The sequence below is a fragment of the Flavobacterium sp. RHBU_24 genome (genome assembly GCF_046613695.1).
Classification (GTDB): Bacteria; Bacteroidota; Bacteroidia; order Flavobacteriales; family Flavobacteriaceae; genus Flavobacterium.
The window spans coordinates 127808-151453 of the sequence record NZ_JBKJHD010000009.1 but is presented as its reverse complement, the minus strand read 5'-3'; the positions used below and the strand labels follow the sequence as shown (position 1 = coordinate 151453).

The window sequence follows — 23646 nt, the reverse complement described above, 5'->3', positions numbered from 1 at the left end:
GTAGCCTTTTATTTACACTATGCTTTTAATGCATTTTCTAAAAACGAAACAGATTTTTGCCTCTCCCTTTCAATAATCTCACGCACCGGCGTAAAATCTATTTGCAGGTTGGCCGTATCAGGAAACGCATCACCCTCGTTAATAAGCCTTTCCGGGTGCCCCATCAGGCTAAGAAGGCCTTGCTGCCTGCTGTTATTGTTTTTACTTCCGGGCGCAATAGTATAAAATGGTTTTTCAAAAATAAGCGAAAACACGGTTCCGTGAAATGACGTTGTAAGTACTACAGATGCGTTTTGGTATAACCCCAGAAACTCAAGCGGTCCAAAATCGCGAATATTAATCATCTTATCATCGCTCTCTACCCTCATTTCATTTTTACAAACCCTTATAATTTTATATCCGGTTTGTTTTTGTAAATGATAGGCAAAATCGTTAACATATTTTGATTCTTTAAATACAAATAAAAGAATGTAAGGTTCTTTAGCCTCATAAGGCACCAGTATACTCTCCCACTCTTTTTTAGTAAGTAATAGCGTAGGATCTACAACATGAGTAGCATCACGCCCGGTAATTTCTTTTATAATTTTCACCCCATCTGCCTCACGTGTGGCGATAAAATCAATATTATTGAGCCAGTTTTTATAAACAGCATGGTATTCAGGGTTTATCTTGCCTACGCCAAAACTGGAAGCAAAAGATATTTTTTTCATACCATTTTTAGCAAATGTAAGAAAGTAAGGATCGAGGTTTGTACCATTATTTGGGTTCCATACCTGATCGCTGCCTACAATTACCGTATCATAAGGCAGATTTGCATTATAAAGGGACGAATAGCTGTTATAAACAGGTGAAAGTGAAGTAAGCTTGCCGTGAAAATTGTCAAAACGCTCTTTTCGTACTTTTGCAATTTCCGGATGTGCAAACCTGCTATATTTGTCTATCCATTTTATTACAAAGTCTTTAAGCTTATTAATTTTTGGCGCTTTTATTAGCGGTGCTGACTTAGCCTCCGCAACATACATTGGGTTTTTGTAATATAAATAGTTTATTACCTCATTATCATACCCCATTAGCTTAAGCTTGTGGTGCAGGGCAAAAGCCTGTAATTCCGCTCCATAATTATTTACATTTAAAATCGTAATTACCCCTATTTTTTTCATAATTAATCTTTTATCTATAAATATTTCTTTATCGTACTAATCATATTTTTTGCAACTTCATTGCTCGCAAAATGCTTGTTATACACGTTATAAGCATTAGTATACATTAATGTTTTCTGGTCTTCTGTAAGGCTAAACCACTGCTCCAGCAGCGCTTCTGTACCTTCCTGGGTATCATCACCTACAAGCCCACCATTACCTTCTTCAATTTCACGCCATATATTCACCTTATTTGTAATAAGTACCGGCCTTCCACAGGCTAAAGCCTCTACTACGGCTATGCCAAAATTTTCCTGATGGCTGGGCAGTATAAAGAATATGCTGTTGTAAATAGCGGCCCATTTTTGTGCGCCGCCCAGCATGCCCGTAAAGGTAATTTTATTTTCTAAACCAGCATCGCTAACGAGTTGCTGTAAGTATTTCCCATATTCCTTTTCAATACCCGGCCCCGCTATTACAAGTGGCACCAGGTCAGGATTATTTTTACTAAGGTTTATATAGCCTTTAATTAATAAGTCAACTCCTTTTTTTTCATGTACCCTACTGAGAAACAGCATGTAATTATTTTTCCTGATTGCGGGGAAACGATTAAAAAATTCTGACTCGTCTATTTTAATCTGCTTAGGTGGCTCTGTAATTCCGTATCCTACGTTAAGCTCGTTTTTAGGATGATAGCCCGAAAATGTTTCGCGTGCAAGCGTTAATTCTTCCTGGCAGGTAAAAAGCACACCCGTAACATTATTAACTATCTTTTTCTCAATAAAATGCCAAAAGAATAAATTACGGATAGCTTTTACCCTTCTTTCTTTTGCTTTCTGAAAGTACGGATCAAGCATGCCATGTGGCATTATAAAGATAGCCGGAGCTTTACCCCCATTGTTTTTTTTAAACTTTTGCCATGCTTTAAAAGTACCATAACCATTATACAACCATAGCCCGTGTATGATTACCGCATCAAACCTGCTAAGGTTTTCCTGCAGCCATCCTGATAAATTTTCGCAATACCTGTAAGGGCCTTTCGCAGGGCCTATGGCATTTATTGTAAAGCTGTCTTTGCCTAAAAAAGCCGCATTAGGAGCGTCAAAACTCACCACTTCATTATAAATACCCAGCGCATCCATTGCCGGTATGCTGTTTCTTATACCCTGGCAGGGGCCGCCTGCCTCGGGATTCATTGATGCTATAACACGTAATATCTTCATTTTTTCTGGAATACTTTTTTAAAATCATTCTGCGACCCTAAAAACAAAGCTCTCGTAAAGGTAAATTTTTCAAATATAGCGTACAAGGCAATTGAAAAAATAAGGCTTACAATTATACGAATAAATGCGTTGTTGGTAACATAGTCCCTTACATTGTATTGTATAACCTGATGCATAAACATAATTACCATAGATGCCTTACCTATATAAGACAATATATTTTTTATAAAAGAAATATGCTCCAAAAGCTGCGCTAATTTAATAAGAACGACTATAATAGAAAGCCCTAATATAAAAGAAAGCCCCGGAATACCATATGAATTTGATTTCATGTCTAATGAAACGCTTGGTTGCCAAAATAGTAAAAGCAACACTATAGAAACTAAAGAAAAAGCTAACAAATACAACTGATTTATACTGTTTTTTTTATACAGCCATCCTAAATGCATAATGGGCAATGCATAAAACACAACGTTTACCGCCCATGGAAAATACATTTTCTTAAAGAATAAATAATTTGCATAAGCCAGCATCAGAAAAAAAGCCACTATTGACCAAACAATTCTATACGAAAACTTAACAATTATATAATTATACACCTGCTGTGTAAGGAAGAAACAGGTAGTAAACCAGAATACACCCGTCCACTCAAACAATAAAACCCCTCCACATACAAATCGTATTATCCATTTTAATATCGTTTCCTTACCATCTAAAAGGAGCATTATTTCCTGGGGTGTAAGTATACAAACAAGAAAAGCAAAATAGGGTACGAGTAAATGTATTGTTTTCTTTGAAAAAAAGTCTTTAAAACTTAGTACCGGTTTAAAAAGAAAACCGCCAATAAAAAAAAACAAAGGCATGTGAAACAAGAAAATGAAAAGTTTAAGATTGCCGGAATATATATGGCCCACTACTACCGAAAGTATGCCTATACCCTTAAGTGCATCTATCCATTCTATCCTTAGGTGTTGCTGTATTTGCTGTGCCATTTTATTGCGCTGCTAATTTCTGGTATATTTTTTCAACCTTTGAAAGTGCAAGGTTAGAATTAAAACGCGTTGCATTTTCAAGGCCTTTTTTTACAACCTCTTCCCTGGAGGCATCGCCCAATTGCATCAATTGCTGTAATACCTGCGCTGATTCTTCACTCCACTTTTCGAGGCCTGCCTTCTCAAACGGGTACCTTTCTACTAAAAAACCGGCATCGCCCGCAACTTCTGTCATCGGCGCTTTATTAGTGGTTATAACCGGTGCACCGGATGCCATAGCTTCTACAATCGGCCAGCCAAACCCCTCGGCAAGTGATGGGAACAGGAAAGCTGATGTACCGGCATAAGCCTTCATAACTATTTCATCAGGGGCATTTGTAACTAAAATAATATCATCTTTATATTTCGCGCCGTTGTAAGCATCATATAGTGATTTATTAGGCACTTTACCTATAAGCACTAATGGCAATGTTGCGTCTGGATATAAGCTACGCCAGGCATCATACATTTGCACTACCCCTTTACGGTTTTTATACCACTGGTTTCCGCCTACATGCAGTATATATCCTTTACTCAGGTCTTTTCCTGTAAATTCTGAAAATGATTGTCTGCATTCATCTACCGGCATTGGCCTGTAATCGCGCGTAAGCCCGTTATATACTACTTCTGATATATTCACCTCCTTTTGGCCAAGTATATCATGCAGGTCGTCGCGGGTTTTTTCTGAAATCGAAATAAAATTAATGCTTTGCTTAAACCCGTCTCTTATATATTTTTGATATGCCACGCCTGATTTACCCGTGGGATTTTCAGGAATAAGGCCCATTGCAGAATACTGGGCTAAAAAATCGTGGCAATGTACTATTGTTTTATTTTTAGGAAACAATGGCACCCAGGGCCCGAGTGCATGGTCCGTCAATACATAAATTGTATCTGAAGGTTGCTTTTTTAATTGCTTTTTTACCCACCTAGGAAAAAGCGTATATTGGTCTACATAACCAAGCCACTTTTTTAATTTTGCAGGTGCAGGCAATTTAAACATTTTTGGTTCAGGCCTCCACACGGTAACATTATGCCCCCTTGCCTGCATACCTTCTGTTAGCCACTGTGCATAGCGGGGCATACTTTGCGAGCCTAAAAAAAGTGGGTGGGATATAAAAACTATATTCATTTTAACAGGTTTAAACGGTACAGTTCATCAATCATTTTTTGGAGCACATCTTCATTACCCACTTTAAGTTCTCTTACCTTAAGCATACCGCCCTGCCGTATACGTTCCCTCAGCGCATCATCTGCTAATAGTTTTTTGCAAACCTCAATACATTCTTCGGCAGAATCCCAAAAAACAGCTTCTTCCCATTCTTTATACATGGCGGTATGTATAGGGGTACGCTCTGCGCAAAGCAGGCCTCCTGAAAAAGGTATCTCTACAGATCGCCTTGTATGCTGGTCGCGGTTTGCCTTAGATAAAAGCCCTAAGGATATTTTTGCGCCTTGTATGGCGGCTGCATAATTTTTACCTCCAAGCGCACCACCTTTATAATGCGGCTGTATAACGGGCCATTTTAATGATTTTGGCCAGCGTCCGCCCCATATACTAAGCGGTATATCTGCCCCGATAAGTTTGGACATAAAGTCATCACGCTTTTCGGCCCTTATCCAGGTGCCTACAAAAGCCACATCAGATTTGTATTGTTCAATAACCGGGTCATTACCGTCAATAGGTTTATGGATAACTTCGTCATAAGACATATAAACCTTCATCAGGTTTTTAGTGCCAAACTTCTTAAATTCTTCTTCTTCTTTTTCTATACGCACAATTACAAGATCGTAAATGCCAAGGGCCGCGCGCACCTGCTTAAAACGGTTTGCATCGCGCTTACCAGTAGGATCGTCATTGTTATAAAGCACAATGGGTACTCCCGATAATTTTAGAGTTTTTATAATAGCAGGGCCTAATAGTTCGCCACTGTTAACAAAAATAAAATCGTATAAAACATTCTCATTTTTTATATCCGATACTATTTTATGCATTTTTTTTTGCACAAACGAGTACCCAAACGCATAGTGGAATTTATTGAGGAGTTTATTATTGAATTCCTTTTGAAGATAATCTTTAGGATTTATAGCTGTTACAGAGTGCCCAAGCCTTTGCAGCGCCATATAGCGCTGCCAGGATGTGGTGCCTTGGTGGGTGTCTCCTAGAAAAAGTATATTCATAATCTATTTAATTTTTCTTACAATTATCATGATTATAAAAAAAAGCAGGATAAGCTGAGGATATGCTCTAAATACAAAGGCTATTACATTAAGCTGGCTCTCACTTTGGGAAGAAAACCCCCAAAAAAGAAAGAATGTACCTAAATTAATTAGCCCTAAAAAGCTAAATTTAATTGTTTTACCATTATAAAGAACGAGTAAATTACCTAAGAAATAAAGAGGGATAGTAAATATAACCAGCAGGGGGACGTACCATATACCAAAAATGGCCATACCAGTGCCAAAAAAATGGCCTACCCTAAATGAACCTAACACAGTAGCGTTACCAGTATACCTGTAATAAAACTGGTCTCCATAAGAGCCTGCCCCAAAGGCTTTAGTTTTATCAAAGTTAATTCCTAAGGCACTAATTAAAGGTTGTGGCAGGGTAATTAATATCCTGTCAATTGCAAATCCTTGCATATCTTCATTAGGTACACCAATTTTAAACGCATAATCAAGGCTCAAATCAGCAAACTTAAGGTTTGAAAACCTTGATAAAAATACGTTATCCAAGTAGGTTTCGTCCCACTCACTACTTACAATTTCAAGCCTGGAATTATTATACTCATCAATGGCTTCTTCGTTACTATATTCGTTAAGCGTTTCATTTAATAGGGTAACCGAGTCTGAATCATATCGTTGTGACCTTACAATAACCATTGCGGTGGCCAAGTCTGCTAAGGGGCCAGTAATTATAAACACGCCTAAACCTGCTATAAGTACATTTTTGCCATTTATAATCTTAGAACTGAATATACCAAGTAAAAGACCAAGAAAATAGGCAATAGCAAGCACAATAATTCCACGCATAAATAAACCTCGGCTGTTCCCTACAATTCCTACAACTATTAGTATAATAACATATAATATAATTAACAGTATGGACGGCTTTTTTGTCTCATAACTGTTATACATAGGACGTATTAAAAGTAAGAGCGGTGCATATGCATAAGGCATAAAACCTATTAAAAAGCTAGACAAGACTCCCCTGGAAGCTTCTGCAGCCTCTTCCTCTCCAGTATAAGCTCCTACATACCTAAACAAAATCCCTACAAAACCAATACCCCCAATAATCCATACCTGTTTATCTGAAAGTGGGGCAAAGATGTGAAGCTGACTGAGTTTATACTGTAACCATTTTCTATGCCCTATAAGTAAAACTTCTAAATATTTATAAATGCTGTGACTTATTAAAAAAGCAGTAAGGCAAAGCAGCGAGTGCATAAAAACCGTTATGGGATAGTTAAGGTTATATACAATAGGCTTACCTTCTGCCAAAGTAAAAACCAGGGGCATAAAATATTGAACAAAACCATAGCCTAAAATAACCATGGTAGATATTGTATAATTGTAAAGGTTCTTTTCTACCAATAAAGCAGTACAGATAATATACCATCCTAAAAAAGCGCTAAAACTACCTACAGCATTAGCAATGGTAGGAAAAAAAAGCATTTGGAGCAACGTGCTTATAATAACAATAGACAACGTCCAGCGCTTAAAATTTTTTAAGAAAATATCTTTTTGTTGTATCAACGCCTGATTTTTTTTATAATATCCTGAATCTTCTGATGTACAATTTCTGGCTGCATTTTCCAGTACCTTAAAAAAACTATAATATGAAGTAAAAATCCGGCAGCCATACTTATGTATAGCGTCCATCCTTTAGCATAGGTAATAACCAGCATCATTACTGCTGCAAGAAATAGTTGTTGCATTACTACATTTACTACTTTTGCAGGCCACTTAAGGTTATTTTCGCGCAGCCACCTTTTAGCTCTAATCATAAAGAGTATTCCCGCTAATATCTCAGCAATGAGCAGTATAAAACCCGCGGCTACTATACCGTAGTCTTTTACAAAAAAGGCCATCCCGGTAATTATAACTACAGAGGTAGCAATAGACACATACAACTGAAATTTCACGAGGTTGTTACCTACAACTATGGCTACAAAAGGCTGAACAGTAGCGTATACTAGTACTGCCATAGAAAGCGTGGCAAACAACATTGCGTTATACTCAATCTGCCCTTTTGTCCAGACAGGAAAAATAACAGGCATTACAAACTGTAGTACTTCTACACCAGGAACTAAAATTATCATTAAAATCATCCAGACTGTACCGAAAATTATTTCCATTCGCGCCTGGTCCCTGTTAGCCAGATATTTTATCAATTCTGGCATCATGGGCCTTGTAATTGTAGAAAGCCCTTGTAATGCGGTATTAGCGCCTGTGCGCATTGTTGTAAAGGCTATAAGCCCTTTAGAGCCTACAAGAGGCATTAACAACAGCCTTACGCCCTGTTGCCTAAAATTTTCAAGAAAATAGCGCCCGGATAGTCCAAGCGAAACTTTATAATTTTGAAAACCAATTTTATAACTACCAATTTTTATGTCGAGACCTTCCTCAGAAATTAATTTTTTCAACTTCCTGAGCTGAAAATATATAACAATAAGATTTCCTGCAACAACGGCTAATGCTGCCATTAGCAATCCTCCGCCAAATATTACTACCGGCAGTGGTGCCATTACTGCTACCACCCCCTGCAGTACACTCCACCAGCTTACCTTTGCATAATGCCCATAACCAAACAGTACCCGGCCATAAAGCCCTGTATTATTTGTTATTATCCAGTTAATCCACTGTACAATAAAGGTAAGGCTTATTGCTATTGTTACTTCACTATTTACATCGTCAAGGGTATATTTTAATACTCCGGAAAATGCCAGTGCAGCAAAAACTATTATTTGCGTTAATCCCATAAACCGGTTTACAAGGCTACCGGAATAAAAGCACTTAATAACTTCTTCTTTATTTTTTGACCCTATCCGTAGCATCTCATATTCCAGATAGTCATTATGGCCCCTGTCTAATGTTGAAAGTACATTTACAAGAGCCTGTAAAGCTATCCAAATACCATAGGTCTCTACATCCCAATAAGTAAGAAATATAGGCACCAGCAGAAGTTGCGAAATTAAAGTAACAAAAATTCTGCTCCACGACGCTATTGTGCCAGACAAAACCTTTTTGGCTGTAGACATAAAATTATTAAATCAAAAAATTATTACCCTGCAAGGTGTCCTAGTCTATTTGTTATGCTTTCTTAAAAATTGCCACATCTGATGCAACCATTTCCTTGCAAAGTGCGGCCAGGTCATATTTTGGTTCCCAGCCAAGTTTTGTTTTAGATTTTGTAGGGTCGCCTATAAGTAAGTCTACCTCGGTAGGACGGTAATATTGCGGATCTACACGTACAACCACCTTACCTATTTCAAGCTGAAACTCTGGGTTGTTACATTTTGCAACTTTAGCAATTTCGTTTTCTTCGCTTCCTTCAAATTCAAGTTCTACACCTACTTCTGCAAAAGACATCCTAACAAAATCACGGATGTATGTAGTAACGCCTGTGGCAATAACATAATCTTCAGCTGTGTCCTGCTGTAAAATCCTCCACATAGCCTCTACATAATCTTTTGCATGGCCCCAGTCGCGCTGAGAATTCAAATTACCTAAATAAAGGCATTCCTGTTTACCCAGGGCAATAGCAGCGGTAGCCATTGTAATTTTTCTTGTTACAAAAGTTTCGCCCCTCCTGGGAGATTCATGGTTAAACAAAATTCCGTTACAAGCATACATATTATAAGCCTCACGGTAGTTTTTAGTAATCCAGAACCCGTATATCTTAGCTACACCGTATGGAGAACGCGGATAGAATGCCGAGTTTTCATCATAGAAGCCCTTTTCGTTTTTATTTTCTTCAAGGCCGCCATACAGCTCAGACGTAGACGCCTGGTAAATACGGGTTTTCTTTTCAAGGCCTAATATCCTTACAGCTTCAAGTATCCTAAGGGTTCCTATACCGTCTACATTAGCAACATATTCCGGCGAATCAAACGATACTTTTACGTGGCTCATGGCGCCAAGGTTGTAAATTTCGTCCGGTTGTACTTCCTGGATAATGCGTATCAGGTTAGTTGAATCTGTCAAATCGCCATAGTGCAATTTAAAGTTTACATGCCGCTCGTGCTGGTCAACATATAAGTGGTCAATACGTTGTGTATTAAATGAAGAAGCCCTTCTTTTTATACCATGTACTAAATAACCCTTTTCTAATAGCAACTCAGCAAGATAAGATCCATCTTGTCCTGTTACGCCCGTAATTAAAGCTGTTTTCATATTTTGTTTCGGTTGTTTTTTAAATAGTTACTTTTTTAACGCTCTCAATATTGTCAAGAAACCAGTTATAAGTTTCGCTAATACCTTGCTCAAGATTCATTTTGTGGCTCCACCCCAGCCCGTGCATTTTAGATACATCCATTAGCTTGCGTGGTGTGCCGTCCGGCTTTGTGCTGTCCCATATTATCTCACCCGTATGGCCGGTAATTTTTTGTATTGTTTCTGCAAGTTCTTTTATGGTAATATCCTCGCCGGTACCTACGTTATAAAGGTTATCCGGAAGCACATTTTCAAGGGCGAATATAACTCCTTCTGCCATATCGTCTACAAACAAAAACTCTCTCATAGGAGTACCACTACCCCATAGTACAACAGGTGTGTTGCCATTTTGTTTGGCTTCATGAAACTTGCGTATCATTGCAGGAAGCACATGCGATGTATTGAGGTCAAAGTTATCATGTGTACCATATAAGTTTGTAGGCATAAGGCTTACATAATCTTTACCAAATTGTTTCCTTATCGCTTCGGTAGCTTTTACACCGGTAATTTTTGCTACGGCATACCATTCATTAGTTGGCTCTAAAGAGTCTGTAAGCAGATATTCTTCTTTAAGGGGCTGCGGTGCATATTTAGGATAAATACATGAACTGCCTAAAAAAATAAACTTATCTACATTGTTTTTGAGGGCTGCATCTACAAGGTTATTTTGTATTAGCATGTTTTCCATTAAAAACTGGTAGGGATAGTCATTGTTTGCAAGTATACCTCCTACTCTCGCCGCGGCATCAATTACAACATCCGGCTTTTCTGTAGCCATAAATTCCCTTACGGCGGCCTGTTCTTTAAGGTCAAGCTCTTTGCTTGATTTGCCTATAATATTTGTATAACCTTTTTTTTGTAATGCCCTATAAACCGCACTTCCTACCATACCATTATGGCCTGCGATGTAAATTTTTTTGTCTTTGTTCATTTCAGATTTTATTTTTTCAAAAAAATATTAAAAACCAAGATTAGGCAAATATAAATTAATTAGCTAAAGTTACAAACATTGTTTTATCTATATTAATTTAAGTTAAACATTAAATAAACATCATCAAAAGCAAGGCTCCTGACATTATGTTTAAAATATTTAAAAATTATTTTAGAATGTACCCAATGAAGCCACAAATATACTAAACTATATTATACTGCCCCTGAATTATAGCTTTATTTTTAGACTTTCTAACAATCCTTTGCCCCTGCCAAATAAGTTAAACAAAACATAACTTAAATATAAAAACGGAAGTATCCTTAAAAATGTGGCAATCCGTAAACTGCTAAAATTAAACGTAAGTATTGCAATAACATACAGGCATAGCAATGCCGGATTATAATAATCTTTAGAGAGCAGGCGATATAAAAAAGTAAAAACCATGCCCTGCAAAAAAAAGCAAATAATAAGCCCGGGCAACAAAAAGTTAGCATAGGCAAAGCCAAAGTTCTCTGTAGGCCAGGAAGTTTTTATTAAACAGGCACGCGGCAATGGCGGGCGATAATCTTTATTTCTCATAACGATACTCTTAAAATAAACACCCTGATCTGTTTGTGGTAAAGAATCTTTTGGTTTAGTACTAAAAACGTTACCTGCCGGACTAAAATAGCCTTGCATTTTCCAGGCCCTTTCGCTATTAAAATAATTAGCCGCAAAAATATCAATAAAAGTGTATGATGAATGATAAACAAATACCCGCACACTATTTGATGCTGCTTCTTTTTTAAGGTCGCCCCTTACTATTGGTATAGCAACTACATATATGCCAATAATTAAAAATAACACGGTAAACGATGTAACCGTTAAAAAATTAAATTGTAGCCGCTTTATAACATAATGAACTGCAACAATGCAGGTAATTATAAGTACAATTGTATTTTTTCTCGCGCCAAAAGCTGAATAGGCAAATGCCAGGCAAATAAAGCAGATTAAAAAAAGCACAAAGAGAAGTTTCTTTTTCTCAAGCCCGTATGCAACTAATAGCATTATACAGCCTACAGGGGCTAACTGCATTAGCATTAAAGCCGATTGGCCTGCCTGAAGTGCAACCCTGTCCTGCAAATGTGTAAGCAGATATACTATACCGCCTATATTATACAGGGTATAGGCATAGCCCGCCATTCCTGTTGCAAATAGTGTTAATGCTAAATGTTTGATGTTTTTATATTGGTAATTACCATTTGGCAAAACCATGTGATGTTCATCCGGCCGTTTTTGAAAACATAAAATCCCTGCTATTAATGAAATATATGCTATGGTTTGTAAAAGAGTATATTTACCAAATGCTTCATCAATGCCTACATTACAAGCTACAAGTATTTTCTTATAAAAACTCTCTGGGCTAATTGCCATAAAAAGCAAAAAAAACAAATTAGAGAGGGCATGCTTTATGGCTACAAATCGCAAAGGTGAAAAAATATCATGCCGGTGCGCTATAAAAAATGTGCCACCGTATAAAACCAGGAACCATATAAAACAAAATACTACCATTGCTGTAAGTTATGATATTTTTTATATGCAAAGAATAACATTACAGGTATATTGCATAATAATAAAACTGTATAGTTATCTAAAATAACAAACAATATTACTGAAATACAAAATAACAAGACGGGAATAAGCCTGTACATTATATACATCGGTTTTAAAACCGTCTTAAACACGCCTGCAAAACAGTACAGCAAGTAAATAAGGGAAACTCCTTCTCCGGCGGAAAGAGCCACAGCCACACCTTGTGAAATAGAAAAATAACCGAAAAGTATAAGAAGGATACTTGTTACCGCAAGTTTTATTACATTATAAACAAGGAGCTGTGCTGAATAATTTGTCTTCTTAAAAAATTCATTAATTATTGTACCAAAAATTTGAAGGGACATGGCCACAATAAGAAATCCTACAATATAAAAATCAAAATGTAATTCATTTTTCGTCCAGAACGAATAAATGTAGGGCAATAATGGCATGCCTATAGTTACTGTAGCTATTATCAACGAAACTGAAATGCGCCAGTAAAGTTTTACTTTATCATAAATATACGCCAGGTTTTGATGTGCATACTGTTTTTGTATTTCGGGAAATGCAGGTAAAATAATCACATTTACAACCCGGTAAAACATATTGGTCATTACACGGCTGGTACTAAACACATTAAGGGTAGTTACACCAAAAAAGCGTACAATAATGAGATTTAGCCCCACATCATAAATTTTTTCTACCCAAAAGCTGGTATTAAGCAGAAAAGATTTCCTTATTAACCTAAAAGCAGAAGCAAAATCAATCTTCTGCAAAAGCTTAAGTTCAAACGGAACCCTTTTTTTAAGCGATATATAATTTAAACAGCTAAATACAAGACAAACAACAGTTATACCTATAGCGGTAAAAAAAATACTCTTTGTAAAGTAAATAACTAAAGCAGTTACCGCGAACTCAAAAACATCTGCGATAGCTTTGTATTTTAAACTGATGTAAATATCTCCTATGGGTTCAAAAAGGCGGGTAAGAAATGAACTGAAGTATTGATATACAGTCCTGCTAGTAAGTATAAGCAAAAAGGCAGTATGAAGATTATTATTGATTATATACTGCTTGTCAAAACTTGTAACAGCAGCCAGTATACCCGGAAAGAAAAAAATTAACCCAAGTAATAACTGTAAAAATGAGTAAATAAGGCTTGCTCCCTGAAACTGCCTTATCTCATTATCTATAGTACCTGTTTTGTGGTAAGCAATGCTTAGAATATTAGCCGAATAGTGTAGATGCCCCGAATTTAGGCCGTTTATAAGTGTAATAAGGGCAGTCACAGAAAGCCAAAAAGCATATCCGTGACCCCCAATACTTAATATGAACGCCGGAACCAGCAAAAACTGCTTCAGGAAACTTATAGCTACGGAGATTGTACCCCATTTTACAGAGTGCACATATTCTGCCTGAAAACCGAATTTAGCCAAGCAACTTGTTTTAAGGACTTAGTGTAACAAATTTATAGTTTTTACACCAATTATTTAGTTGCCTTGTTTAAGAAAGCAAAGGAGAACCCGCTTTTTCCAGCTGGCTATATATATTTTTTACCTCCTGCGAGTGTTCTTTATGCAAAATAAGGTTTGCATTTGCTGTGTGTACAAAAATGGTATTTTCTACCCCAATGAAAACGGTAAAATCATCTGTACCTATTACCATATTACCAAATTCGTCAACCTTGTGGCCTGTTTTTTTAAGGTAATCATACACCGAATCAAAAGAGCCAAGATCAGACCACTTAAATGCAGCAGGCACTACTTTTATTTTCTTGCTGCGCTCCATTACGGCATAGTCAATACTTATTGAAGGTATATCCATAGACAGGGCTTCATCAAGCTTACCTCCGTTGCTGGCTTCCCATGCAATAAGCGATTTTTCATATACTTCAGGCTGGTATTCCTTTAATTCTTCAAGTAGTACACTTGCCTTAAAGCAAAACATACCGCTGTTCCATAAAAAATTACCCCTGTCTATAAACTCCTGAGCGGTAACCTGGTTAGGCTTTTCCCTAAATGATAAAACTTCATCGTCTTTATACTCTATATAACCATAGCCTGTTTCCGGCTTGGTAGGATGCACGCCAAAGGTAACCACAAAGCCATTTTTAGCCTTTTCTATAGCCTCTTCTATAGCTTCCTTATAGGTTATATCTCCCTCTATAATATGGTCTGACGGTGTAATGATAAGTATATCGTCGGGGTCTGAAGCAAATGCGGCAAAAGCAATTGCAGCCGCAGTATTTCTTGGCACTGCCTCTACTATATCCAGGTACTCTACCTCAGCCGCGGCAAGTATTTCTTCAGTAAGGTGCCTGTTATCCCTGCTCCCCACTACAATAACATTGCTCGCAAAAGCCGTATTACGTTCTGCGGTCATTTCAAAAAGAGATTTTCCCCCAAAAATTTCTAAATACTGTTTTGGCCTGCTTTTTCTAGAAAGGGGCCATAAACGGCTCCCTACCCCACCGGTAAGGATTACGTGTGTAACTTTACTCATTTTTTATATGTTTATAGATGACTGAAACACTAAACCTATTTCTCCATTCCCTTTTTTATTATTGCCGGGATTGTAATAGTGCTTTATTTATAAATTATAACTCCGCGTCTTTAAAAGCGGGGAGAATACTGTCTTTTTCAGAAACCAGGAGCTCATCATTTTTAAACGGCCAGCTTATTGCAAGTTGCCCATCATTATATATAATGCCTCTTTCATGCTCCTTTGAGTAAAAATTATCGCATTTGTAAGCAAATTCTGCCTCATCGCTTATTACTACAAAACCATGGGCAAAGCCACGTGGTATAAAAAGCTGCTTTTTATTATCATTGCTAAGTTCTATAGCTACATATTGTCCAAAGGTAGCGGAATCTTTACGGATGTCGACCGCCACATCTAAAACTGCACCTTGTATAACGCGTACTAATTTTGCCTGTGCAGCATCACCTATTTGATAATGCAGCCCCCGCAATACGCCTTTAGTAGAGAAAGACTGGTTATCCTGAACAAAATTTATGTCAAGGCCTGTTATCCTTTTAAAAGTGTTTTTGTTATAACTTTCATAAAAATAACCCCTGTCATCTTTTATTATTTTTGGTTCCAGTATAAAGCAGCCCTCAAGGTGTGTATAAACTATATTCATTTATTTGTTTCTATAAGAGAGAGTAGTTTTTTTCCGTAGCCGCTTTTTAACAACGGCTGGCACAGCGCTTTAAACTGCTCCTGGTTAATATAGCCCATTTCAAAAGCCACGCCTTCAATAGCGCCTATTTTAAGGCCCTGCCGCTCTTCTATAACTTCTACAAACTGCGATGCCTGCATAAGCGACTGAAATGTGCCGGTATCCAGCCATGCTGTACCCCGGTCTAATATACTAACTTTTAATTTGTTTTTGGCAAGGTAGTACCGGTTTACATCGGTAATTTCAAGCTCTCCCCTGCTGCTTGGCTTTATTCCTTTTGCAATAGCCACTACCTCATTATCATAAAAATAAATGCCCGGTATCGCATAATTAGATTTTGGGTGTTCTGGCTTCTCTTCTATAGAAAGCGCGTTCCCTTCTCTATCAAACTCAACCACACCGTAACGTTCAGGGTCGTTTACATGGTAGGCATATACAATGCCTCCCACAGGATCTGTATTTGCCTGTAGCAGCTCGCCCAGGCCCGCCCCATAAAATATATTATCTCCCAGTATAAGGGCCACCTTGTCCGTACCAATAAAGTCCTCGGCAATAATAAAAGCCTCGGCAAGGCCATTTGGCAAGGCCTGAACTGCATACTCAAACCTGCATCCCAGCCTTTCCCCGGTGCCTAATAAATCTTTAAACAACGGGAGGTCTTTTGGCGTTGAAATAATTAATATCTCGCGTATGCCGGCCATCATAAGGGTAGAGAGCGGGTAGTAAATCATGGGCTTGTCATACACGGGCATGAGTTGCTTACTTACTGATAAGGTAAGTGGATGCAGCCTTGTGCCAGACCCGCCTGCTAAAATAATTCCTTTCATAGTATATTGGGCAACTACCCCTTTAAACCTTATGAATATTGTTTATTATAATAATTAAGATAAGCCCCGGAAGTTACATTTTTTAACCAGTCCTTATTATTTAAGAACCAATCGATTGTAAAATTAAGCCCTTCTTCAAAGGTAACTGTAGGCGCCCATCCCAGTTCCCTGTTAATCTTAGTGGCATCAATAGCATACCTTAAGTCATGGCCGGGCCTGTCCTTAACATACGTGATAAGCTTTTCGCTGTCGCCACTGAGCCTGCCCAGCTTTTCGTCCATTATTCCGCACAGCAGCTTTACCAGGTCAATGTTCTTCCATTCGTTAAAGCCGCCTATGTTATAGGTTTCGTGGTTACGCCCTTTATGGAAAACCAGGTCTATTGCTATGGCGTGGTCCAGCACAAAAAGCCAGTCGCGGGTATAATTACCATCGCCATATACGGGCAACGGCTTATTTTGTATAATATTATTTATAAAAAGGGGTATGAGCTTTTCCGGAAAATGGTTAGGCCCGTAGTTATTGCTGCAATTAGTAAGCACATAAGGCAACCCGTAGGTTTCGCCATAAGCCCTGACAAAATGGTCTGATGCCGCTTTACTGGCAGAATAAGGTGAATTAGGGGCATAAGGCGTGGTTTCGGTAAACAGTCCGTTTTCCCCCAAGGTACCATATACCTCATCGGTACTTATATGATAAAAACGCTTTCCTTCAAAATTTTCTCCGTAGGCGTCTTTAAACGCGTTAAGAAGGTTTAGCGTACCGGTAACGTTAGTATTTACAAACACCTGCGGATTTGCTATAGACCGGTCTACGTGAGATTCTGCTGCAAGGTGTATTACCCCGTCAAAATCATGCTCTTTAAAAAGAGCCGATAGTACAGTAGCATCTGTAATATCGGCCTTAATAAATGTATAATTTGGTTCCTGCTCTATATCGCTTATATTTTCCAGGTTGCCGGCATAGGTTAGCGAGTCAAGATTATAAATCTGGTATTCCGGATATTTTTTTACAAACCTCCGCACTACATGGCTCCCTATAAAACCAGCACCACCTGTTATAAGTATACTTTTCATTTAGCTGTTTACTACGGTGATTATTTACCAATAGCCTGGAATACAAAACCTATTTCCTGTAGCTTACCGCCATCCATTATACCACGCCCGTCAAATACAAAGGCCGGCTTTTTCATATTATCATATATACGTTGCCAATCATAGTTTTTAAATTCATCCCACTCAGTAAGTACCGCAATAGCGTGCGAATCTTTAACCGCTTCATAAGGGTCGTTAAAAACAGTAACAAGGTTAGCGTTTTCTTCTTTATTTCTGCTGCCCAGATAATTGAGGTCGCCATACACCTGATGCTCTTCTACTTTAGGATCATAAACGGCAATATTTGCCTGTTCAAACAAAAGGTCGTCTGCCACATATATCGCTGCAGATTCGCGCGTGTCATTAGTGTCTTTTTTAAATGCCCAGCCTAAAAATGCTATCTTTTTGCCTGATACCGTATTGTAAAGTGTTTTAACAATATTAGATGCAAAGCGCCTTTTTTGATGGTCGTTCATTATAATTACCTGCTCCCAGTAATCAGCAACTTCATTAAGCCCGTAAGACTTAGCGATATAAACAAGGTTAAGTATATCTTTTTGAAAACATGATCCTCCAAAGCCTACAGAAGACTTAAGGAATTTAGGGCCTATACGGCTATCCATTCCTATGGCCCTGGCAACTTCATTTACATCTGCACCCGTTTTTTCGCAAAGTTCAGAAAGCGCATTTATAGACGACACCCTTTGTGCAAGAAATGCATTGGCAGTAAGTTTAGAAAGTTCAGAAGACCATACATTAGTAGTAAGTATCCTGTCTTTAGGTATCCAGTTAGCATATACATCTACCAGCGCCTGTATAGCTTCCTGTCCCGCAGCATCGGTATCCCCGCCTATAAGTACCCTGTCCGGAGCTAAAAGGTCTTCAACGGCCGTACCTTCTGCAAGAAATTCAGGGTTAGAAAGTATCTGGAATTTAACGCCGTTACCGGTGTTATCAAGTATGCTGCGTATAGCCTCGGCAGTACGCACAGGCAGCGTTGATTTTTCTACAACTATTTTATCGCTTTTAGAAACGGCGGCTATTTGCCTTGCACAAAGCTCTATATACTTAAGGTCAGCGGCCTTGCCTTTGCCCAGTCCATATGTTTTTGTAGGAGTATTTACCGATATAAAAATCATTTCGGCCTCATCAATAGCCTTTTCTACCTCGGTGCTAAAAAATAAATTCCTGCCCCGGGCCTCAGCCACTATCTTATCAAGGCCAGGTTCATAAACCGGCAGGTTTTCAAGGTTTTCATCGTTCCATGCAGCAATTCTTGCTACATTCAGGTCTACAATTGTAACCTTAATATCCGGACATTTTGCGGCTATTACTGACATAGTAGGTCCGCCTACATATCCTGCCCCAATACAGCAAATACTTTTTATTTTACTCATTGCAAAAAATCTTATCAGTTTTAAACTCTCGTTACGAAATTAATATTATTTTATTTAAAGCGAAATTTTTAAAATATTTTTTTAAAATCATAAACAACACTTGTTGTTTTACAAACATTTTTTAAATCCAACTCTCTAAAGTCGTCATGGGCAACGCCAATAAAAACGGCGTCAAATTTATCCGGAGGCAATTTTTTAACACTTACCAGCCCATATTCCCGCAATACTTCAGCCGGATCTGCCCAAGGGTCAAACACCGTTATATTTACACTATAGTCCCTTAATGTTCTAATAACGTCTACAATGCGGGTATTGCGCACATCAGGGCAATTTTCTTTAAATGTAATTCCCATAATAAGCACAGAAGCGTTATTTACTATAACCCCCCCTTTTATCATCATTTTAATAAACTGCGACGTTACATACTCGCCCATACTGTCATTAAGCCGCCTCCCTGCTAAAATTATCTCCGGATGATAGCCGGCTTCCTGCGCTTTTTGTGCGAGATAATAGGGGTCTACACCTATGCAATGCCCCCCAACAAGCCCCGGTTTGAAGGGCAAAAAATTCCATTTTGTACCTGCGGCCTCTAATACGGCATAGGTATCTATATCCAGTAGATTAAATATTTTAGAAAGTTCATTCACAAAAGCTATATTAATATCACGTTGTGAATTCTCAATCACCTTTGCGGCCTCTGCCACTTTAATAGACGGCGCCCTATGGGTACCGGCCACTATTACTGACGCGTAAACCGCATCTATTATATCGGCCGCATGTGGCGTAGAGCCCGAGGTAACTTTTACAATCTTATCTACAGTATGATTTTTATCACCCGGGTTTATACGCTCTGGTGAATATCCTATAAAAAAATCTTCATTAAATTTAAGACCGCTTACCCGTTCAAGCACCGGCATACATTCTTCTTCCGTTACGCCAGGGTATACTGTGCTTTCATACACTACTATATCACCCTTTTTAAGAACCTTACCCACTGTTTCGCTTGCCCCGTACAATGCACGTAAGTCAGGCCTATTATTTTTATCAACAGGCGTAGGCACTGTTATAATATAAAAATTACAATCTTTTATATCTTCAAGCTCGGCAGTACAATAAAAGCCTTTATCATGGCCACCATGTGTTACCATAGCTTCTTTCATCCTGTCAACCGAAATTTCCCTTGTTACATCATCACCGTTTTTTAACTGGTTAATGCGCTCTGCTTTAATATCAAATCCTGTTACAGGATATTTTTTTGACAGAAGTACTGCCAGTGGCAGCCCTACATATCCCAGCCCTATAACTGCTATTTTCATTTTTTACCTACTCCGGGTTTTAAATTATCCCAATACCAGCCTATAGCCGCCTCAAGCCCCTCATCCACAGAAAAACCGGGTTTATAATCTAATAACATAGTGGCTTTGTCTATACTGGCCAATGAATGCGGTATATCACCTGCCCTCTCATCCCCATATTCTGTATCTACATTAGCTATTTCAGGATCGTAAGCTGAAAGATATCTTTTTAACGAGGCCACGAGTTCATTTAGCGAAGTACGCTGCCCAAATGCCACATTATATATTGTGTTAACAGCATCTGGGTTTGTAACAAACAAGGCTTTTTCATTAGCCTGGACCACATTATCTATATATGTAAAATCTCTTGAAAAATTACCATCTCCATTAATTTTAGGGCTTTCATGCCTAATGAGCTGCGAAACAAATTTTGGTATTACGGCAGCATAATCACCATTAGGATCCTGGCGACGGCCAAATACATTAAAATACCTTAAACCTATGGTTTCCATCCCGTAGGCCCTGCCAAATACATCTGCATATAATTCATTCACATATTTGGTTACAGCATAAGGAGAAAGGGGCTTCCCTATAACATCTTCTACTTTTGGCAATGCTTTGCTATCTCCATAAGTAGATGAACTGGCTGCATATACAAACCGTTTTATACCTGCATCTCTGCTGGCAACAAGCATATTTAAAAAACCGCCAACGTTTACATCATTAGTAGTAACCGGGTCTTTTACAGACCTGGGTACTGAACCCAATGCTGCCTGATGAAGTACATAATGCACGCCCGATACTGCCCTGCGGCAATCGTCAATATTCCTGATATCGCCTTCAAAAAAAGTAAATGACAAATGCCCTGATAAATGGGCTATGTTCTTTTTATTCCCGGTTGACAGATTATCAAAGCAAACTACCTGAAAATTTTTCGATATAAAATGATCACATAATGACGAACCAATAAAACCCGCACCTCCGGTTATAAGAATTTTTATTTCAGCATTTACCATAAAAAATGTTTCTCCCTCCTGGCGTTGGCTATTGCTTGCAAATATAAAAGTAATATTTTAACAACACGTTATTTCTACGTTTAGTTTACCTTTTTTTTGATTTACCAGCATTTAGCATAGAAAATTACATTATAACTAATTTGAAATTTATAATAACCTTTTTAAATGTTTTTTAATGAATTTTCAAAGGGTACACGGTGCACAATGCTGCGCCCCAGCGTTACCTCATCGGCAAATTCCAGTTCGTCACCTATGGCGATACCCCGTGCAATGGCCGATGTAATAACGCCATAATCTTTTATGTGCTTATAGATGTAAAAATTAGTAGTATCGCCCTCCATGGTGCTGCTAAGCGCAAAGATTATCTCTTTTACCCCGCCGTCCCTTACCTTTTGCACCAGTGTGGCGATGTTAAGCTGGCTTGGGCCAATGCCATCTATAGGGCTTATCTTACCGCCCAGCACATGGTAAATACCCTTAAAAAAACCGGTGTTTTCTATAGCCATTACATCGCGTATATCCTCTACCACACATATTATAGTAGTATCGCGTAGCTTATTGGCACAAATAGCGCACACTTCGGTATCGCTAATATTGTGGCAGCTCACGCAAAACTGTATATCATCACGCATTTTTTGCAGTGCGGCTGTAAGCTGGTGGGTTTGGCCGGGCGGCTGCTTAAGCAGGTGCAGGGCCAGGCGCAGGGCGGTACGCTTGCCTATACCCGGTAATTGGGATATTTCGGCTACGGCCATTTCCAGTAATTTCGACGACATTTCCATAGAGGGCAAAGGTACAAAATTAGGCATATCGCAAGTACATTTGGCACAGCTATAAAAATCCCCGGCAAGGTTTACAGCCAATTTTTGCTTATCTGGCAAACTTTAAATATCTTTATCAAATTAACATTGTTCACCCAAAATATATGCAACCTGTGAAGTGCCTTGTTATAGATGATGACGCAGACGACCGTGATTTTTTTGAGATTGCGCTGGCCGATTGCGGGCAGCCGTATAAATTTTCACCCGTGCAATGTGGCCTGAAGGCTTTAGAACTGCTAAATAACCAAGCGCTTACACCCGATTTCATTTTTTTAGACCTTAATATGCCACTGCTTTCAGGTAAGCAATGCCTGGAGGGTATACGCACGATACCCCATCTGCGGCATGTGCCCGTTGTCATTTATTCTACGTCATCTTACTACAAAGACATTGAGGAAACCCGGCGGCTGGGTGCTACGTTTTTTTTAACCAAAAACGCAGATATCGATAGCCTTTCACGCATACTGTGCGATATTTTTACCGGAAAGCAACTCCCTTTTGTACTTGCTTAAATAATACCTTTTATGGAGCCTAAAAACACTTCAGAAAATACTGCGTTTCTTACGCAACAGCGTTACCTTAAAATGATTGAGGAAGTTCAGGATTATGCCATTATACTTTTAGATAAAGACGGCAATATACAAAACTGGAACAGGGGCGCAGAGAAAATAAAAGGCTATACTGAAAAAGAGATAACAGGCAAAAACTTCCGGATATTTTACCTGCCCGAAGACCGCGAGGCACAGCTGCCGCAACGGCTGATTACTGAAGCCGCAACTACCGGGAGGGCTGCCCACGAGGGCTGGCGCATGCGAAAAGACGGAACAGCTTTTTGGGGCAATGTAGTTATTACCGCACTACACGACGAAAACAAAAATATTATTGGGTTTACAAAGGTAACCCGCGACCTTACCGAACGGAAGATAGCCGAAGACCAAAAGGAGCGCGATGCTAAAAGCATCGCTATGCAAAACCGACAGCTGGAGGAGTTTGCCTACATAACATCGCACGACCTGCAGGAACCGATAAGGAAGATACAAACATTTATAAACCTCATAAAACGGGATATAGGCAACAGGGAAAATCTTGAGTTGTACCTCCCTAAAATTAGTGCCTCGGCAAGCCGTATGGTAACCCTTATAAAAGATGTGCTTAATTTTTCAAGGCTGTCAGAGTTGCCGGAACAATTTTCGGCAGTAGCCCTTAATGAGGTTATACACGATGTTATAATAGATTTTGAAGTGCTGATTGCCGAAAAAAATGCTACAATTACAGCAGGCACGCTTCCTGTGGTGCAGGGCATACCGGTGCAGCTTGCGCAGTTGTTTTCAAACCTGCTGGGCAATGCACTTAAATTTACTACCGGCAAGCCGGTAATAACTGTAAATTCTTCATTGGTAAACGATTCTAATAATCATTCTCCGCTTGAAAATTTGCAGTATTACAGTATCAGTGTAAAAGACAATGGCATAGGCTTCGACCAGCAATATGCAGACCAGGCGTTTCAGCCCTTCAGGCGCCTGACTACCGAATTTAGCGGTACCGGCATTGGACTTGCCCTTTGCAAGCGCATAGTAGAGAACCATAAAGGCAGTATTAGCGTGGTAAGCACGCCCGGTCAGGGCACCGAATTTACCATACTGCTCCCGGCCACACCGGCAAACCCTATAAAGAACATTTAGTC

The 23646-nt window shown here is 38.8% G+C and carries 20 protein-coding genes; 2 read left to right on the top strand and 18 right to left on the bottom strand.

Annotated elements, in window-relative coordinates; genetic code table 11:
• Nucleotides 1-17 precede the first annotated feature (17 nt).
• The 18 genes from ACLI09_RS10995 to recR all read right to left on the bottom strand — a co-directional run bounded on the left by ACLI09_RS10995 (nucleotide 18) and on the right by recR (nucleotide 21923).
• Nucleotides 18-1160, bottom strand: coding sequence for a polysaccharide pyruvyl transferase family protein (locus ACLI09_RS10995; protein WP_411419669.1), 1143 nt, complete (start codon nucleotides 1158-1160; stop codon nucleotides 18-20).
• 14 nt (nucleotides 1161-1174) lie between these two features.
• Complete coding sequence (locus ACLI09_RS10990) at nucleotides 1175-2362, bottom strand: glycosyltransferase (protein ID WP_411419668.1); 1188 nt, start codon at nucleotides 2360-2362, stop codon at nucleotides 1175-1177.
• Nucleotides 2359-3354 (bottom strand): acyltransferase family protein, encoded by a 996-nt coding sequence (locus ACLI09_RS10985; RefSeq protein WP_411419667.1) that lies wholly within the window; start codon nucleotides 3352-3354, stop codon nucleotides 2359-2361. Before ACLI09_RS10985 ends, ACLI09_RS10990 begins: the two co-directional genes overlap by 4 nt.
• A 1-nt stretch (nucleotide 3355) precedes the next feature.
• Nucleotides 3356-4525, bottom strand: coding sequence for a glycosyltransferase family 4 protein (locus tag ACLI09_RS10980; RefSeq protein WP_411419666.1), 1170 nt, complete (start codon nucleotides 4523-4525; stop codon nucleotides 3356-3358).
• Nucleotides 4522-5574 carry a glycosyltransferase gene (locus ACLI09_RS10975; protein ID WP_411419665.1) on the bottom strand — a complete coding sequence of 351 codons (1053 nt, stop codon included), beginning with the start codon at nucleotides 5572-5574 and terminating at the stop codon, nucleotides 4522-4524. Before ACLI09_RS10975 ends, ACLI09_RS10980 begins: the two co-directional genes overlap by 4 nt.
• A 3-nt stretch (nucleotides 5575-5577) precedes the next feature.
• Nucleotides 5578-7275, bottom strand: a complete 1698-nt coding sequence (locus ACLI09_RS10970; protein ID WP_411419664.1) for a hypothetical protein — start codon at nucleotides 7273-7275, stop codon at nucleotides 5578-5580.
• A 1431-nt stretch (nucleotides 7276-8706) separates the two neighbouring features.
• Nucleotides 8707-9789: a GDP-mannose 4,6-dehydratase gene (gene gmd / locus ACLI09_RS10965; protein WP_411419663.1), complete on the bottom strand. Its 1083-nt coding sequence runs from the start codon at nucleotides 9787-9789 to the stop codon at nucleotides 8707-8709.
• 19 nt (nucleotides 9790-9808) lie between these two features.
• Entirely contained in the window at nucleotides 9809-10759 is a 951-nt protein-coding gene (locus ACLI09_RS10960; protein WP_411419662.1) for a GDP-L-fucose synthase family protein, read from the bottom strand.
• Nucleotides 10760-10987: 228 nt separating this feature from the next.
• On the bottom strand, nucleotides 10988-12172 hold the full coding sequence (locus ACLI09_RS10955) for a hypothetical protein (protein WP_411419661.1): 1185 nt from the start codon (nucleotides 12170-12172) through the stop codon (nucleotides 10988-10990).
• A gap of 131 nt (nucleotides 12173-12303) precedes the next feature.
• On the bottom strand, nucleotides 12304-12945 hold the full coding sequence (locus tag ACLI09_RS10950; RefSeq protein ID WP_411419660.1) for a hypothetical protein: 642 nt from the start codon (nucleotides 12943-12945) through the stop codon (nucleotides 12304-12306).
• Nucleotides 12946-13834: 889 nt separating this feature from the next.
• Nucleotides 13835-14833, bottom strand: a complete 999-nt coding sequence (locus tag ACLI09_RS10945; protein ID WP_411419659.1) for a mannose-1-phosphate guanylyltransferase — start codon at nucleotides 14831-14833, stop codon at nucleotides 13835-13837.
• Nucleotides 14834-14927: 94 nt separating this feature from the next.
• Entirely contained in the window at nucleotides 14928-15473 is a 546-nt protein-coding gene (rfbC, locus tag ACLI09_RS10940) for a dTDP-4-dehydrorhamnose 3,5-epimerase (RefSeq protein ID WP_411419658.1), read from the bottom strand.
• Nucleotides 15470-16339, bottom strand: a complete 870-nt coding sequence (gene rfbA / locus ACLI09_RS10935; RefSeq protein WP_411419657.1) for a glucose-1-phosphate thymidylyltransferase RfbA — start codon at nucleotides 16337-16339, stop codon at nucleotides 15470-15472. Before rfbA ends, rfbC begins: the two co-directional genes overlap by 4 nt.
• Before the next feature lie 29 nt (nucleotides 16340-16368).
• A complete protein-coding gene (gene rfbB / locus ACLI09_RS10930; RefSeq protein ID WP_411419656.1) occupies nucleotides 16369-17415 on the bottom strand; it encodes a dTDP-glucose 4,6-dehydratase in 1047 nt (348 codons plus the stop codon).
• Between the two features lie 20 nt (nucleotides 17416-17435).
• A complete protein-coding gene (locus ACLI09_RS10925) occupies nucleotides 17436-18830 on the bottom strand; it encodes a UDP-glucose 6-dehydrogenase (RefSeq protein WP_411419655.1) in 1395 nt (464 codons plus the stop codon).
• Between the two features lie 68 nt (nucleotides 18831-18898).
• Nucleotides 18899-20146: a nucleotide sugar dehydrogenase gene (locus ACLI09_RS10920; protein ID WP_411419654.1), complete on the bottom strand. Its 1248-nt coding sequence runs from the start codon at nucleotides 20144-20146 to the stop codon at nucleotides 18899-18901.
• Entirely contained in the window at nucleotides 20143-21141 is a 999-nt protein-coding gene (locus ACLI09_RS10915; RefSeq protein WP_411419653.1) for an SDR family oxidoreductase, read from the bottom strand. The genes ACLI09_RS10920 and ACLI09_RS10915 overlap by 4 nt, the downstream gene beginning before the upstream one ends.
• 161 nt (nucleotides 21142-21302) lie before the next feature.
• Complete coding sequence (gene recR / locus ACLI09_RS10910; RefSeq protein ID WP_411419686.1) at nucleotides 21303-21923, bottom strand: recombination mediator RecR; 621 nt, start codon at nucleotides 21921-21923, stop codon at nucleotides 21303-21305.
• A gap of 143 nt (nucleotides 21924-22066) precedes the next feature.
• On the opposite strand from recR, the gene ACLI09_RS10905 reads away from it, so the two are divergent.
• Both ACLI09_RS10905 and ACLI09_RS10900 read left to right on the top strand, forming a co-directional pair.
• Complete coding sequence (locus ACLI09_RS10905) at nucleotides 22067-22474, top strand: response regulator (RefSeq protein WP_411419652.1); 408 nt, start codon at nucleotides 22067-22069, stop codon at nucleotides 22472-22474.
• A gap of 12 nt (nucleotides 22475-22486) precedes the next feature.
• Nucleotides 22487-23644: a sensor histidine kinase gene (locus ACLI09_RS10900; RefSeq protein ID WP_411419651.1), complete on the top strand. Its 1158-nt coding sequence runs from the start codon at nucleotides 22487-22489 to the stop codon at nucleotides 23642-23644.
• Nucleotides 23645-23646: the final 2 nt, after the last annotated feature.